The sequence below is a fragment of the Streptomyces sp. NPDC050564 genome (assembly GCF_044457265.1).
Taxonomy (GTDB): domain Bacteria; phylum Actinomycetota; class Actinomycetes; order Streptomycetales; family Streptomycetaceae; genus Streptomyces.
Genome location: NZ_JBITGS010000001.1, coordinates 394,267 through 409,101 on the forward strand (window position 1 = coordinate 394,267; position 14,835 = coordinate 409,101).

The following is a 14,835-nucleotide window of genomic DNA, read 5'->3' on the forward strand; positions in this document are numbered from 1 at the left end:
TTTTGCCCCCCCCCCCCCCCCCCCCGCCCCGTCGGGGGGGGCGGCCCCCCCCCCCCCCCATAAATTTTGGCGCCGTCCCCCGCCCCCTTTTGGGGGGGGGGGGCACCCCCGCGATCGGGGGCGGAGGGGCGAAAAACCCTCACCCCAGCAAGTCGTTCACCGGCACCCGTCGGAACTCGATCGTGTCGTACGTCCCCGTCGCGCCGGTCTCGTAGAGGAGACCGACCCGGCTCGCGCCGAGCTGCACGAGGTCGGAGTACGCGGCGCGCTGCGAGGAGAGCGTCGTCGCCTTGGTGAAGGACCCGCCGGCGTCCGTGCTGCGCCAGATGGCCATGGACTGGCGGGCGGTGGGGACAGAGGGGCCGGAGAAGAGGAGGGGGGCGGAAGGACCGGCCAGTTGGAGGACGCTCGCCTGGACGACGGGGACGTCGTTCAGGGTGGGCTGGATGGCGTAGGGGCGGTCGAGGGACTCGGCGCCGTCGCTGGAGTAGGCGTCGAGGCGGTTTCCGGCACTCGTGCCGTTCTGATCACGGGACGTGAAGTACAGCCGACCGTCGGGCAGTTCCGCGGCGCCGCTCTCGTTCGCGTTGTCGACACCGTCGTAGGAGTCGTCCACGAAGCCCAACCGCCAGGTGACCCCGCCGTCGTCGCTGTAGAGGGCGTGCGCGCCGTAGTACTTGGGCTCCTGCCCGGTGTCCGCGGAGCCCACCGGCGGGGCGGCGGAGTGGTTGGCGGCGACGACCAGGCGCCCGGCGTGCCGGCCGTAGCGCAGAGCGATCGCGTGGCCGGGGCCGGTGGCGTACCACCGCCAGCCCGGCAGCTTCACCTGAGCCGTGATGTCGCGCGGAGAGGAGAAGTGCCGGCCGTCGTCGCGGCTCGTCTGGACGAAGACGCGACGGCTCTGTTCCGGTGTGACCTCGCCCCGCATGATCTGCGCCTCGGTCACCGCACCGCTGTTGTAGGACGTGACCAACACGATCCGTCCGGTCTTCGGGTCCACCACCGGCGCCGGGTTGCCCCGGGTGTCGCCGTCACCGGACGCGACGACCCGCAGCGGGCCCCACGTACAGCCGCCGTCGAAGGAGCGTCTGAGGACGACGTCGATGTTGCCGGTGTCGCCCGCGCTGTTGTGTCTCCCCTCGGCGAAGGCGAGCAGCGTGCCCGCGCGCGTGGTGACCGTCGCCGGGATGCGGTACGTGTCGTAGCCGTCGTGCCCCGCCGTGTACGGCACGGAGGAGGTGCAGCCCCGGCCGGCGAGCGGCGCGCCCGATGCGGTGCCGTTGACGGCGAGCGCAGCGAGGAGACCGATGGCTGCCGCCGACGCGACCCTGCGGCTCGTGATGCTCATGGCGCGCTCCCTGAACTCCGACGGACATAGGACGTGGGATGTCCAGGAGAACGTAGTGCGCCCCGGGTGGCGTATCAATATCCGTGCGGCTACGGCGTGTTGATGTGTCGTCAGTTCAGCTGCCGGTGCCGGGGGTGACGAGACCCGACTCGTACGCCACGATCACCAGCTGGGCCCGGTCGCGGGCTCCCAGCTTGCCCATGATGCGGCTCACGTGGGTCTTCGCGGTGAGCGGACTCAGTCCCAACGCCCCGGCTATCTCCGTGTTGTTGAGGCCTCGCGCGACCAGCGTGAGTACCTCGCGCTCCCGCTCGGAGAGGCCGCCGGGACCGCCCGCCGCGGGCGCCGGAGCCGACGGGCCGCGCAGGAAACGGGCGATCAGCCGGGCGGTCGGGCCCGGTGAGAGCAGGGCCTCGCCACCGGCCACCGTGCGGATGGCGTCGAGGAGCTCGGCGGGCCTCGTGTCCTTCACCAGGAAGCCGGAGGCGCCCGCGCGCAGCGCCTCCGCGATGTGTTCGTCGGTGTCGTAGGTGGTGAGGACCAGGACCCTGACCCCGGCCAGGTTCTCGTCGGCCGCGATGAGCCGGGTCGCCTCGATGCCGTCCAGGTCGGGCATGCGGATGTCCATGACGACCAGATCGGCCCGCGCGCTGCCCGCCAGCTCCACGGCCTCCCGCCCGGTGGCCGCCTGCCCGACCACCTCCATGTCCCGCGCCGACTCGACCAGCATGGCGAACGCGGCCCGCACGAGCGTCTGATCATCGGCGAGGAGTACACGGATGGTCATCGGGACTCGCCTCGCTCGAGTTCGGGCTCACGCCCGGGATCGGATGCAGGTACGGGATCGGACGCGCGTACGGGTCCGGGCTCACGTACGGCGTCGCCGTCACGTACGGCGTCGGGAGCACGCGCGGCTCGCGAATCACCTACGGCATCGACATCACCCACGGCCCGAGCATCACCTACGTCTTCGAGGTCCCGTACAGGCCCAGCATCACGTACGCCGTCCCGCCCGGACACGTGCGCGGGTACCCCGGCCCCCAGTGGCAGCACCGCCGACACCCCGAACCCACCCCCCTCCCGCACCCCGGCCTCCAACGTCCCGCCCACACTACGAGCCCGCTCCCGCATCCCCACGAGGCCGAACCCGGGAGTGCCGCCCGCGTCGCCGACGCCGTCGTCCGTGATCGCGACGTGCAGCGCCCAGCCCTCCGCCCGCAGGTCCACGCGCACCGTCACATCGGGACCCGCGTGGCGAACCGCGTTGGTGAGCGCCTCCTGGACGATCCGGTAGGCGGCGGCGCCGACCGCGGACGGGACGTCACCCGTGTCCACCGCGACCGCGGTCTCCACCGTGGCACCCGCGGTGCGTGCCGCCGCCACCAGGTCCGGCACCCCGTCGAGCCCGGGCAGCGGCCCGCGGCCGTCTCCGCCGAACTCGGAGGCGCGCAGCACCTCCAGCGTGGTGCGCAGTTCGCCGCGCGCGGTGCGGCAGGTCTCGGAGATGTCGTCGAGGGCCTGGGCGACCGCCGTCCGGTCGAGGCGGTCAGGATCGGCGGCCAGGACATGCGCGGCGACGGACGTCTGGACACCGATGAGGGTGATGCTGTGGGCGAGCAGATCGTGCAGGTCGCGGGCGATGCGCAGGCGTTCCTCGGCGACCCGGCGGCGGGCCTCCTCCTCACGGGTCCGTTCGGCGCGTTCGGCGCGTTCGACGACCGAGGTGACGTACTGACGGTGCACGCGCACGTACACGCCGAGGACGAGGAACGCGACGATCCAGCCCGTCACGCGCAGCGCCTGGGCGCCCTCGGCGGTGCCCTGCCCGAACTTGACGGCGAGCATGATGCCGATGACTCCGCCGCCGACCAGGGCGGAGCGCAGCGGGCGCCCCGTCACGGCGACGGTGAACAGGCCGAGCATCGAGACGAGCAGCGGGGCCGTGTGATCGAAGTCGAGCGCGTGGTACGGGCCGACGCAGGCGACGAGCGCGAGGAACGAGAGGAACGGGGCGCGGCGCCGCCACGCCATCGGGACATGCCCGGCGATCAGGAGGGTCCAGCCGAGCCCGTCCGGCCGACGACCGTCGGTGTCGAGCACGAGCGCCACGGACACGTCGACGACCAGCAGCGCGGCGGCCAGCAGCGCGTCCTGGCGCAGGATCCGTGCGGGGCCGGCGCTTCCCCGGTGGGCGAAGCCCGTGAGCAGTATGCGTTTGGCGTCCACCGGTTCATCCTCCGTGAGGAGGCGCCCCTGCGGGAGACAGGGGCGCCCACAAGCCGCTCAGGTGACGGCGACGGGTTCCTTGTGCCGCGGCTCCGGTGGCTGCGACGGCTCCCGTGACAGCCGCCCCGGCCACCACACCTTCCTCCGCAGCGCCACACTCGCGCTGGTCACCAGGTACGTACGGACGAGGAAGGTGTCGAGCAGCACCCCGACCGCGATCACGAACCCGAGCTCGACGAGCTGCACGAGTCCCATGTTCGTCAGCACCGCGAAGGTCGCCGCCAGGACCAGTCCGGCCGAGGCGATCACACCTCCCGTCGTGCGCAGCGCGGTCAGCGCGGCGGTGGCCGGCTCGGCACCCGAGAGAGACTCCTCGCGCATCCGGTGCATGAGGAAGATCCCGTAGTCGACGCCGAGCGCGACGAGGAAGACGAAGGACAGCAGCCCGAGCCCCGGGTCGGTCCCCTCGAACCCGAACAGCGGCCCGAAGACCAGCCCGCCGATGCCGAGCGCCGCGCCCCACACCGCGATCACGGCCGCGACCAGCAGCAACGGAGCGACCAGGCTGCGCAGCAGCGCGATCAGGATCAGCAGCACGGAGGCGAGCACGATCGGTACGACGACGAGCCGGTCCCGGGCGTTGGTGTCCTGCAGGTCGATCTGCTCGGCGCTCGGACCACCGACGTACGAGCCCGAGCCCTTGAGATCTCCCCGCAAGGACTTGATCGTGGCGGTCTCGGCCGCCGACTGGGGCGCGCCCTTCGCCGTCACGGAGATCTCCGTCCAGCCGCCCCCACTGCGCCCTCGTTCGGCGCTCGCGACACCCCGCTGGTCCCGCACCGTGGCCAGCGTGGCGTCCGTCCGCCCGGTGGGAGTGATCACGGTGATCGGCTGGGTGCCCTGCCCCGGGTAGGCCTGTGCGAGTGTCTCGATCGCGGCGACCGAGTCGGGCGTGTGGACGAAGGAGTCCTGCTGCTTGAGCGAGCCGGGCAGGTTCAGGGTCCCGAGGGCGAGCGCCCCGAGCAGGACGGCCCCGCCCGCGAGGACCGCGTACGGCCGGCGTCCGGCGGAGGACCCCATCGCGGCGAACAGACTCCGCCGCTGCTTGGGTTCGCTGCCGTACGCGGGCACGAGCGGCCAGAACACCCGGCGTCCGAGCACGACGAGAACGGCGGGCAGCAGGGTCAGCATGGCGACGAGCGCGCACAGCACGCCGACCGTGCCCATCGGTCCCATGCCCCGGCTGCTGTTGAGGTCGGCGGCGAGCAGGCACAGCAGTCCGGCCGCCACGGTGCCCGAGGAGGCGAGCACGGCGGGCCCGCAGCCGCGCAGGGCCTTGCGCATCGCGTCGTACGGCCGCTCCACGCGTCGCAGCTCCTCGCGGTAGCGGGAGATGAGCAGCAGCGCGTAGTCGGTCCCGGCGCCGAAGACGAGGATCGTCATCACGCCCGAGCTCTGGCCGGAGATGGTGGTCCCGAAGGCCTGGTGGAGGCCGTACGCGACGCCCATCGACAGGTAGTCGGCGACGCCCGCGACGGCGAGCGGTACGAGCCACAGCAGCGGGCTGCGGTAGATGAGGATCAGCAGAACGGCGACCACGGCGACGGTGGTGTAGAGCAGCGGGCCGCCGAGGGAGTTGTAGACCTCAGCCGCGTCGGTGGCGAGCGCGCCGGGCCCGCCCACGTCGACGCTCATGCCGTCCTCGGTGCGGGCGACATCGCGTACGTCGTTCACGAACGCGTCCCGCTTCTTCTCGTCCGTCCCGGGTGCGGAGCTGGCGACCGGGTACATCAGCGTGGTGCCGTCCCGGGACGGCACACCCTTCGGGGGTGCCGTGAGCGGGTTCTCCTTGGTGATCTCGGCGATCTGGCGCTCGGCGGTCGCACGGTCGGCGGCGCTCAGCCCGCCGTCGCGGTGGTAGACCAGCACCAGCTCGGTGGTCTCACCGCCGGGCAACCGGTCCTCGATCTTGGCCACTTGCGTGGAGTCGGCGCTCGCCGGCAGGTAGTCCACGGCTCGGTCGTGCTGTACATCCGTCAACTTGGACGCGAACGGCCCGATGATGGCAAGGACGGCCACCCAGAGCCCGAGCAGCGCACAGGGCACGGCCCTGCGCCGCCTGTACGTGGTTGTCTTTCCGGGCCCCATGACGGGGTCCTCCCCTCCTGGCCGGGTGTCTGGACAAGAACCAGACTCCCGGCGCGTGGGACCGGAATCGTCGCGCGGGAGGGCGAGTTCGGGGCTACTGCGAGGGGTGGCGGGACGGAGGCATTACTCCCTGGGGAGTACTACGACGGCGTACGCGCCGCCACCAGCAACCGCGTCACATCGTCCGAGCAGATCGTCAGCGCCGCGCCCACGGTGGCCAGCACGTCCCGCTCGGCGGGGGTGTAGGGGCCGTCCGCCAGCGCGATGCGGGCGCCCTGGAGGAGGATCGCTTCCCGGCCGGTCGGCGCGAGGTGCGGGGCCAGCGGGTCCAGCGCCTCGTGAAGCTCTATGGCCAGACTCGCCCCGCACGGCTCCCCGAAGACCCGGCCGGTGTCGGCGGCGAGCGCCTCGACGAGCGCGCCGAGCTGGTCCTCCGTGCAGTCGTCGAAGCCGGCCGAGCGCACCGCGCCCGCGGCGGTCTCCAGCGACGTACGGGAGCAGGTGCCGCCCGCGGCGAGCACGGCGAGGGCGACGGTGTGGACGGCGTCGCGGAGCATCGCCGAGAAGCGCGTGGTGGTGGGGTGGTCGAGGACGTCGGCGCCGTAGTGGTGGCCGCAGGCGGCGCATTCGACGACGGGCCCGGTCTCGCCGCGCGGGAGAACGGGAACACCGAGGAGAGTGAAGCGGCGACGGCCGGTGAGGCGCTGGTAGTTGCGGTCGCCTCCGCAGCCGGGGCAGAAGAACTCGCCGTCGCCGACGGTGGTCCACGCGGTACGGGTGCCCAGGACGCGGGGAACCTGAACTGCACGACCGTTTCGTCCCCGTTTCGGCAGCACCGTCGCACACCTCCGTAATGCCGCGGCAACATCGCCGCGCTGGCGTGATGTTAGCCACATTGTTGATGCGGAGTCAGTACCCCGGACGAGACCTGCTCGTGACCTCCACGCGGATTGGCCGGGAAACGACGCGGCTCCGCCCGCCTCGAAAGGCGGACGGAGCCGGAAAGAACCAGGTGAACGAGGTCAGCGGGCCGCGCGGTTGACGGCGGAGACGACAGCCTTCAGCGAGGCACGTGTCGTATTCGCGTCGATGCCGATTCCCCACAGAACCTTGTCGTCGATCGCGCATTCGATGTACGAGGCGGCCTGCGCGGAGGCACCCTCGCTCATCGTGTGCTCCTGGTAGTCCAGGAGGCGTACGTCGATGCCGATGGACTGCAGGGCGTCGAAGAACGCGGAGATCGGACCGTTGCCGGAGCCGGTCAGGACGGTGTCCTGACCGTCGACCGTGGCCTCGACCTTCAGCGTGTCCACGCCGTCGGTGTCGGTGGTCGACTGGCCGTTCTTGACCTGGATACGACCCCACGCGTTGTCGGGGTTCGGCAGGTACTCGTCCTGGAAGGTCGCCCAGATGTCCCTCGGCGTGACCTCGCCGCCCTCGGCGTCCGTCTTCGCCTGGATGATCTTCGAGAACTCGATCTGCATCCGGCGCGGCAGGTCCAGCTTGTGGTCGTTCTTCAGGACGTACGCGATACCGCCCTTGCCGGACTGCGAGTTGACGCGGATGACGGCCTCGTAGGAGCGGCCGACGTCCTTCGGGTCGATCGGCAGGTACGGGACGGCCCATTCGATGTCGTCGACCGTGACGCCCTTGGCGGCCGCGTCGGCCTCCATCGCGTCGAAGCCCTTCTTGATGGCGTCCTGGTGGGAGCCGGAGAAGGAGGTGTAGACGAGGTCGCCGACGTACGGGTGGCGTGCGTGGACCTCCATCTGGTTGCAGTACTCCCACGTACGACGGATCTCGTCGATGTCGGAGAAGTCGATCTGCGGGTCGACACCCTGCGAGAACAGGTTCATGCCCAGGGTGACCAGGTCGACGTTGCCGGTGCGCTCGCCCTGCCCGAACAGACAGCCCTCGACGCGGTCGGCGCCGGCCATCAGCGCCAGCTCGGCAGCGGCGACGGCGGTACCGCGGTCGTTGTGCGGGTGGATGGACAGGCAGACGTGCTCGCGACGGGACAGGTTGCGGCCCATCCACTCGAAGCGGTCCGCGTGGGTGGAGGGGGTGGAGCGCTCGACCGTGGCGGGCAGGTTCAGGATGATCTCGCGGCCCGGGCCGGGCTGCCAGACGTCCATGACCGCCTCGCAGACCTCCAGGGCGAAGTCCAGCTCGGTGTCGGTGAAGATCTCGGGGCTGTACTGGTAGCCGAATTCCGTCTCCGGGCCCAGCAGCTTCTCGGCGTACTCCATGACCAGTCGCGTGCCGTCGACGGCGATCTGCTTGATGTCGTCCTTGGAGCCACGGAAGACGACCCGGCGGAAGACCGGCGCGGTCGCGTTGTACAGGTGCACGGTGGCGCGCTTGGCGCCCTTCAGCGACTCGACGGTCCGCTCGATCAGGTCCTCACGGGCCTGGGTCAGCACGGAGATCGTCACGTCGTCCGGGATCGCGCTCTCGTCCTCGATGATCGACCGTACGAAGTCGAAGTCCGTCTGTCCCGACGCCGGGAAGCCGACCTCGATCTCCTTGTAGCCCATCTTCACCAGCAGATCGAACATCGCGCGCTTGCGCGCGGGCGACATGGGGTCGATCAGGGCCTGGTTGCCGTCGCGCAGGTCCGTGGAGAGCCAGCGGGGGGCGACGGTGATCCGGTTCTCCGGCCAGGTGCGGTCCGGGATGTCCACCTGGTCGTACTGACCGTACTTGTGGATCGGCATGGACGTGGGCTGCTGGCGGTTCTGGCTGTTCGCCATGGTGCGTGGGCTCCTCGTGGTGTCCGGAAAGGACGGCCGACGGCGCAACGCCAGACTCCGCGGGGAGGGGGTCGGCCTCGACTACAGGCCCTCGCCGCGGCAGCTAAGGAGAAGCAGCCCGAAACGCATGATGCTCTGCAGCCTAGCCGAGCCATGCTCCGTGCGGAGGGCTGTATCAGTATGCGGGATCGCGGCCGCGAAAGGAACGAAAAGGGCAAAAAGGTGCGCCATACCACTTTGGACCGGACTCCGAGGCTCCCTATCGACCCATTTCACCAATCATGGTTGCAGGTGGTGACAGAGTCATAACTCAGTGCAAGGGTGCCGGGCATGACGACCAACGGGGGCTTCGAGCCCGTCTTCTGCACCATCGTGCCGCCCCACGTCCTCGACAAGCTCGCCCAGCACGAGGACCCCGCGCTCGCAGGTCCCGCGCGCCAGACCCTGGAGCGCGACGCCTATGAGCGCACCCACCGCCGGCTGACCACGGTCATCGGCGCCCCGACCGTCGCGCCACCCAAGGAAGCGGCCGAGCAGAAGCCGCACCGCACGATCTACGACGCCCGCCACCACCAGGACCTGCCCGGCAAGAAGGTCCGCGGCGAGGGCGACAAGCCGGGCAAGGACGCCACCGTCAACCGCGCGTACGCCGGTCTGGGCGCGACCTTCGAGCTCTACCTGAACGCGTACCAGCGCAACTCGATCAACGGCGAGGGCCTGCCTCTCGACGCCACCGTGCACTTCGACCGGAACTACAACAACGCCTTCTGGAACGGCGAGCAGATGGTGTTCGGCGACGGTGACGGCGAGATCTTCCTCGACTTCACCATCCCGGTCGACGTCATCGGCCACGAGCTGACCCACGGTGTCACCCAGTACACGGCCAACCTCACCTACTTCGGCCAGCCCGGCGCCCTGAACGAGTCCATGTCGGACGTCTTCGGCTCGCTGATCAAGCAGTACACGCTCGGCCAGACCGCCACCGAGGCCGACTGGCTGATCGGCGCGGGCCTGCTGGCCCCGCGTGTCACCGGCACGGCGCTGCGCTCCATGAAGGAGCCGGGCAGCGCGTACGACGACGACGTGCTCGGCAAGGACCCGCAGCCCGCGACGATGGACCACTATGTCCGCACCGGCCGCGACAACGGCGGCGTGCACATCAACTCCGGGATCCCCAACCACGCCTTCTACCTCGTCGCCGAGGCGCTCGGCGGCCACGCGTGGGAACGGGCCGGGCAGATCTGGTACGACGTGCTGACCGGCGGCGAGCTTCCCTCACAGGCGCTGTTCTCGGACTTCGCCCGGCTCACGCTCGCCGCGGCCCGCTCCCGGTACAACGAGGGAGAGGAACTCCAGGCCGTGGTGAAGGCCTGGGAACAGGTCGGAGTGCCGGCCACATAGCCCCGGCCCCCGACTCGTACTAGACAGGACCCATGCGTATTCAGGTGAGGCGCACGGGCGGATTCGCGGGCATCGAGCGCCATGCCGAGGTGAACACCTCGGGACGGCCCGACGCCCATGAGTGGCACGCCCTGGCCGAGCAGGCGATCGCCGCCGGCCGGGGCGCGCCCCCCACGGGTGTCCCGGACGGCTTCAGCTACGAGATCACGGTGGACGGGAAGACGGTGTACGCGGCCGATCCCCGGCTCACGGAGGAGCAACGAAAGTTGATTTCGCGGGTACTGAAGGAGGGCGCCTAGGAAAGGGGGGCCGGGTCAGGGGCGCGGGGCTGTCACAGCGTGCGGCTCCGCCGCGTGGGCGCGACCGGCCCGGCCCGCGGCCGCACAAAGACCGCACTCCCCCTGGGCGCCCCAACGAGTAACGGCCAGTTCACACCGCCCCGTTGACTTCCGTTACCGCCGGTACGGATGATCGCGCGCATGGCGACGAACCCCCTACCGCAGTTCCCGCCCGGCTTCCTCTGGGGCGTGTCCACCTCGGCCCACCAGATCGAGGGGGCCGCGACCGAGCGCGCCCCCTCGGTATGGGACGCCTTCACGGCCGAGCCCGGCCGGATCAAGGACGGCACCACCGCGGAGGTGGCCTGCGACCACTTCCACCGCTACCGCGAGGACGTGGCGCTCCTCGCCGACCTCGGCGTGGACGCCTACCGCTTCTCCCTCTCCTGGCCCCGGGTGAACTCCCCCGGTGGTCTCGACTTCTACGACCGCCTGGTCGACGAGCTGTGCACCGCCGGCGTACGGCCCGTGCCGACCCTCTTCCACTGGGACCTGCCACTCGAGCTGGACTGGCTGAACCGGGACACGACGGAGCGCTTCGCCGAGTACGCCGGTGTCGTCGCCGCACGCCTCGGCGACCGCGTGAAGAAGTGGATCACTCTCAACGAGCCCGCCGAACACACCCTGCTGGGCCACGCGCTCGGCGCGCACGCCCCCGGCAAACAGCTCCTGTTCGACGCCCTGCCGGTGGCCCACCACCAGCTCCTCGCCCACGGCCTCGGCGTACGGGCCCTGCGCGCCGCCGGAGCCACGGACATCGGGATCGCCAACTCCCATGGGCCCACCTGGGCGGCATCGCGCCGGACCGAGGACGTGGAAGCCGCCGACTTCTACGACATCCTCCTCAATCGCCTGTTCGCCGACCCGCTGCTGCTCGGCCAATATCCCGAGGGCATCAGGGAGTTGATGCCGGGCGACGTCGAATCGGACCTGAAGGTCATCGCGGAGCCGCTGGACTGGTACGGGATGAACTACTACCAGCCGACCAAGGTGGGCGCCCCCGAGGGCGAGGAGATCGAGTTCAGCGGACTGACGCTGCCCGCGGAACTCCCCTTCTCCGTACGTGAACTGGAGGGCTACCCGGTCACGGACTTCGGCTGGCCGGTCGTCCCCGAGGCACTCACCGAACTGCTGGTCGGCTTCCACGAGCGCTATGGAGACCGGCTCCCGCCCGTCGTCATCACCGAGAACGGCTGCTCGTACGACGGCATCGACGACCAGGAGCGGATCACCTTCCTGGACGGTCATGTCCGGGCACTGCACCGGGCGTTGGAGCAGGGCGTGGACGTACGCGGCTACTTCGTCTGGTCACTGATGGACAACTTCGAGTGGGCGGAGGGATACGCGCGCCGCTTCGGTCTCGTCCATGTCGACTACGAGACGCTGGAGCGGACACCCAAGGCGTCGTACGCGTGGCTGCGGGACGCCCTGCGGGCGCGGAGATGACCACCGAGGACACCGTACGGGTGACCGCTCTCGCCGAGCCGGTCGAGCGGGTCGGCCGGGGCTGGACTTCGGCGCTCTCGCTGGCCAACGGGGCGATCTGGGTGGGCTGGTACGGCCCCCTGCAGATCCTCCTCGCCTCCCAGGCGGAGGACTACGCGCCCGGTACCGGCATGTCGAAGGAGACGATGCTGGCGTGGGTCACGGGCGCGGGCGCGGTCGTCTCGCTGGTCGCCAACCCGCTCTTCGGCGCGCTGTCCGACCGAACGACCGCGCGCTGGGGCCGCCGTACCCCGTGGATCGTGGCGGGAGCGGCGGGCGGCGCACTGTCCCTGCTGCTCCTGGCGGGCGCGGGCGGCGTGTGGACGATGGCGGCCGGCTGGTGTCTGGTCCAGCTAACGCTGAACGCCGCCTTCGCTGCGGTCACGGCGGCCGTGCCCGACCGGGTACCACGACTGCAGCGGGGTTCCGTGGGCGGCTGGCTGGGCGCGGCGCAGATCCTGGGCGTGGTCGGCGGGACGGGCCTGGCGACGGCGGCGGGGGGTGTGGGCGGCGGGTACGTGGCTTGCGCGGTGTTCACGCTGGTGGGCGTCCTGCCCTACGTACTGCGTCACCAGGACCTGCGCCTGCCCGCCTCGGCCCGCCCCGCCTGGTCCTGGCGCGCCTTCCTGGCCTCCTTCTGGCTGAGTCCGCGCCGCTACCCCGACCTCGCCTGGGCCTGGCTGACCCGCTTCCTGATCAACCTGAGCAACGCCCTCGTACTCCTCTACCTGCTCTATTACCTGAGGGACCGGCTGCACTACGACGACCCCGAGAACGGCGTGCTGATCCTGACCGCGGTGAACGGTGTCACGCTGCTCGCCACGGTCGTGGTGGGCGGGGTGTGGTCGGACCGGGTGGGCCGCCGCAAACCGTTCGTGATCTGGTCGGGCGTCCTGATGGCGGTGGCCACGGCGGCCCTTTCCGGCTGGCAGACCTGGCCGGGCGCGATCGTCGCGGCGGCGGTCCTGGGCGTGGGCTTCGGTGTCTTCACATCCGTCGACTTCGCCCTGATGACAGACGTTCTGCCCAAGGCCCTGGACCGCGGCAAGGACCTCGGCGTCATCAACATCGCCAACGCCCTGCCCCAGGTCGCCGCGCCCGCGCTGGCCGCGCCGATCGTGACGTATCTGGGCGGATACCGGGTGCTGTACCTCGTCGCGGCGGTGATCGGGATGGCGGGGGCGGTGCTGGTGGGGAGGATCAGGGGCGTGGACTGAGCGGTGTCGGGGACGTGTCGGTACGTCCCCGAGGCTGCTCAGAGGGCGCCCGCATCAGCCGCTGTCCATACCGACGGATACAGCGGGCGGTAGCCCAGTTCCCGGCGGATTCGGGCCGTGGACACGATCCCGAACCAGGGATCGGGGTCGGTGCGCTCGTACAGCGCGGGCGGGATGTCGACGCCGTTGAGCTGGTGGAGGTCGACGGTGGTGACAGGCGCGTCGTCGGCGATGTTGTAGACGGCACCCGCCGTGCCCGGGGCGTACAGCAGGCGCCACAGGCCCTGCGCGACATCCGCGTGGTGGACCATCTGGAGCCGCTGGGTGGCGGGCCAGTGCGCGGCCCACTGCATCGACGCGGCGAGATGCGGGTCGCCTTCGCCGTAGACGAAGGACAGACGCCCGATCCGCACGTCCATACCGCCCTCCAGGGCGAGCAGGCCCCGCTCCGCCTCCGCCTTCGCCTCCGGGTACGCGCCCCACATGTCGCCGCCGGGCACACTCGGGTCCTCCTCGGTGAGGGGGCGGCCGCGGCCCGTTCCATAGACCAGGTTCGTGCTGACCTGCACGAAGCGGCGTACGCCGGAGGTCTCGGCCGCGCGGCCCAGCTCCAGGGCGGCATCGCGGTTGACCGCCCGCGCCTCCTCGTCGGGTACGCCACGGAAGGCGGCCGCGATGTTCACCACCGCGTCGACGCCCGCAAGGGCCTTGCCGAGCGCTTCCGCGTCCCGCAGGTCACCGACCGCGACCTGCGCGCCGAGGTCGGCGAGGGCAGCCGCCTTCGCCTCGTCGCGGACCAGGACCCGTACCTGGTCGCCCGGGGGCAGCTGCCGCAGCAGCCGCGGTACGAAGCGGCGGCCGACCTCACCGGTGGTTCCTGTCACCAATGTCAACATGATGGGTTCCTCTCGTCGGCCCTCAGCGTCTCCCCGTGCCCCGGGCGGCGGGAGAGACCCGCTGATCCGGGGATTGGCAGTGCCTGGATAAGACGGGCGGGTTCGGTCAGGCTGGAGAGGTGAACCGAGCCGAACTCGCCGACTTCCTGCGCCGCAGCCGCGCCCGGCTGGAGCCCTCCGACGTGGGGCTCACGGCCGGGGCCCGACGCCGTACGCCCGGCCTGCGCCGCGAGGAGGTGGCGGCGCTGGCCGGCATGTCCGTGGACTACTACACCCGGCTCGAACAGTCGCGGGGCCCGCGCCCGTCCCGCCAGATGCTGACCGCCCTGGCGCGGGCACTCCGCCTCACCGGCGACGAACGGGACCACCTCTTCCATCTGGTGGGCGAGGAACCGCCGCGGGCCGAGAGCGCCTCGGCACATGTCCGCCCCGGTCTGCTGCTGATCCTCGACCGGCTGCACGACGCACCCGCGCAGGTGATCACCGACTACGGCGACGTGCTCGCGCAGAACGCGATGGCGGCGGCCCTGGTGGGCGAGGCGGACACCGACCGCAATCTCGTACGGCGCTTCTTCATCGACCCGCGGGGCCGTGCCCTCTCCCTGCCCGAGGACCGCGCCGAGCACGCGCGCGCCCATGTCGCCAATCTGCGTGCCGTCACCGCGGCCCGTCCCGACGATCCGGAGCCGGCCCGCCTGGTGGCCGAACTCCGTGCCGCCAGCGAGGAGTTCCGCCAACTCTGGGAGTCGCACGAGGTGGCGGTGCGGCGCGCCTCGACGAAGAGGTTCCTGCACCCCACGGTCGGGCTGCTCGACCTGGACTGCGAAATCCTGCTCAGCTCCGGCGACAACCAACTCCTGATCGTCCACACGGCCCGCCCCGGGACCGAGTCCTACGAACGCCTCCAACTCCTGCGCGTGGTGGGCCTCCAGGACATGTCCCCCACCGCGGACCGCTCCTGATCGCGAAAGGGGCGCGGGGAACTGCGCAAACTTTCAGGGGGTGTGGGGGCGCAGCCCCCAG

Annotated in this window: 12 protein-coding genes; 5 read left to right on the forward strand and 7 right to left on the reverse strand. The window is 70.9% G+C overall.

Translation table 11 applies throughout. The annotated features are described in order from the left end of the window. Window positions 1-139: 139 nt before the first annotated feature. The 6 genes from ACIBK0_RS01760 to leuA form a co-directional block, all read right to left on the reverse strand. The gene (locus ACIBK0_RS01760) at window positions 140-1,348 is read right to left on the reverse strand and encodes an exo-alpha-sialidase (protein WP_399074467.1); all 1,209 of its coding nucleotides are present in this window, start codon (window positions 1,346-1,348) and stop codon (window positions 140-142) included. Between the two features lie 115 nt (window positions 1,349-1,463). Continuing rightward, complete coding sequence (locus ACIBK0_RS01765; protein ID WP_399074469.1) at window positions 1,464-2,135, reverse strand: response regulator; 672 nt, start codon at window positions 2,133-2,135, stop codon at window positions 1,464-1,466. Further along, the gene (locus tag ACIBK0_RS01770; RefSeq protein WP_399074471.1) at window positions 2,132-3,574 is read right to left on the reverse strand and encodes a sensor histidine kinase; all 1,443 of its coding nucleotides are present in this window, start codon (window positions 3,572-3,574) and stop codon (window positions 2,132-2,134) included. The genes ACIBK0_RS01765 and ACIBK0_RS01770 overlap by 4 nt, the downstream gene beginning before the upstream one ends. Before the next feature lie 57 nt (window positions 3,575-3,631). Then, window positions 3,632-5,722 (reverse strand): MMPL family transporter, encoded by a 2,091-nt coding sequence (locus ACIBK0_RS01775; protein ID WP_399074473.1) that lies wholly within the window; start codon window positions 5,720-5,722, stop codon window positions 3,632-3,634. Between the two features lie 140 nt (window positions 5,723-5,862). After that, window positions 5,863-6,558 carry a TerB family tellurite resistance protein gene (locus ACIBK0_RS01780; RefSeq protein WP_399074475.1) on the reverse strand — a complete coding sequence of 232 codons (696 nt, stop codon included), beginning with the start codon at window positions 6,556-6,558 and terminating at the stop codon, window positions 5,863-5,865. Window positions 6,559-6,744: 186 nt separating this feature from the next. After that, a complete protein-coding gene (gene leuA, locus ACIBK0_RS01785; protein ID WP_399074477.1) occupies window positions 6,745-8,475 on the reverse strand; it encodes a 2-isopropylmalate synthase in 1,731 nt (576 codons plus the stop codon). A 330-nt stretch (window positions 8,476-8,805) separates the two neighbouring features. On the opposite strand from leuA, the gene ACIBK0_RS01790 reads away from it, so the two are divergent. The 4 genes from ACIBK0_RS01790 to ACIBK0_RS01805 all read left to right on the forward strand — a co-directional run bounded on the left by ACIBK0_RS01790 (window position 8,806) and on the right by ACIBK0_RS01805 (window position 12,916). Next, entirely contained in the window at window positions 8,806-9,876 is a 1,071-nt protein-coding gene (locus tag ACIBK0_RS01790) for a M4 family metallopeptidase (RefSeq protein WP_399074479.1), read from the forward strand. A 32-nt stretch (window positions 9,877-9,908) separates the two neighbouring features. Beyond that, window positions 9,909-10,175 (forward strand): protealysin inhibitor emfourin, encoded by a 267-nt coding sequence (locus tag ACIBK0_RS01795; protein WP_399074481.1) that lies wholly within the window; start codon window positions 9,909-9,911, stop codon window positions 10,173-10,175. Window positions 10,176-10,343: 168 nt separating this feature from the next. Beyond that, the gene (locus ACIBK0_RS01800; RefSeq protein WP_399074483.1) at window positions 10,344-11,660 is read left to right on the forward strand and encodes a GH1 family beta-glucosidase; all 1,317 of its coding nucleotides are present in this window, start codon (window positions 10,344-10,346) and stop codon (window positions 11,658-11,660) included. Then, a complete protein-coding gene (locus tag ACIBK0_RS01805) occupies window positions 11,657-12,916 on the forward strand; it encodes an MFS transporter (protein WP_399075112.1) in 1,260 nt (419 codons plus the stop codon). Before ACIBK0_RS01800 ends, ACIBK0_RS01805 begins: the two co-directional genes overlap by 4 nt. Window positions 12,917-12,954: 38 nt before the next feature. Here the strand turns inward: ACIBK0_RS01805 and ACIBK0_RS01810 are convergent, their stop codons facing one another. Beyond that, entirely contained in the window at window positions 12,955-13,812 is an 858-nt protein-coding gene (locus ACIBK0_RS01810) for an NAD-dependent epimerase/dehydratase family protein (RefSeq protein ID WP_399074485.1), read from the reverse strand. Between the two features lie 119 nt (window positions 13,813-13,931). Here ACIBK0_RS01810 and ACIBK0_RS01815 point away from each other — a divergent pair, with 119 nt between their 5' ends. Next, window positions 13,932-14,774 (forward strand): helix-turn-helix transcriptional regulator, encoded by an 843-nt coding sequence (locus ACIBK0_RS01815; RefSeq protein WP_399074487.1) that lies wholly within the window; start codon window positions 13,932-13,934, stop codon window positions 14,772-14,774. Window positions 14,775-14,835: the final 61 nt, after the last annotated feature.

What these genes read in the sequence shown, in the direction of transcription:
- leuA (WP_399074477.1), bottom strand. Translation starts at nt 8,475, where the DNA reads ATGGCGAACAGCCAGAACCGCCAGCAGCCCACGTCCATGCCGATCCAC.
- ACIBK0_RS01810 (WP_399074485.1), bottom strand. Translation starts at nt 13,812, where the DNA reads ATGTTGACATTGGTGACAGGAACCACCGGTGAGGTCGGCCGCCGCTTC.
- ACIBK0_RS01805 (WP_399075112.1), top strand. Translation starts at nt 11,657, where the DNA reads ATGACCACCGAGGACACCGTACGGGTGACCGCTCTCGCCGAGCCGGTC.
- ACIBK0_RS01760 (WP_399074467.1), bottom strand. Translation starts at nt 1,348, where the DNA reads ATGAGCATCACGAGCCGCAGGGTCGCGTCGGCGGCAGCCATCGGTCTC.
- ACIBK0_RS01800 (WP_399074483.1), top strand. Translation starts at nt 10,344, where the DNA reads ATGATCGCGCGCATGGCGACGAACCCCCTACCGCAGTTCCCGCCCGGC.
- ACIBK0_RS01790 (WP_399074479.1), top strand. Translation starts at nt 8,806, where the DNA reads ATGACGACCAACGGGGGCTTCGAGCCCGTCTTCTGCACCATCGTGCCG.
- ACIBK0_RS01775 (WP_399074473.1), bottom strand. Translation starts at nt 5,722, where the DNA reads ATGGGGCCCGGAAAGACAACCACGTACAGGCGGCGCAGGGCCGTGCCC.
- ACIBK0_RS01765 (WP_399074469.1), bottom strand. Translation starts at nt 2,135, where the DNA reads ATGACCATCCGTGTACTCCTCGCCGATGATCAGACGCTCGTGCGGGCC.
- ACIBK0_RS01795 (WP_399074481.1), top strand. Translation starts at nt 9,909, where the DNA reads ATGCGTATTCAGGTGAGGCGCACGGGCGGATTCGCGGGCATCGAGCGC.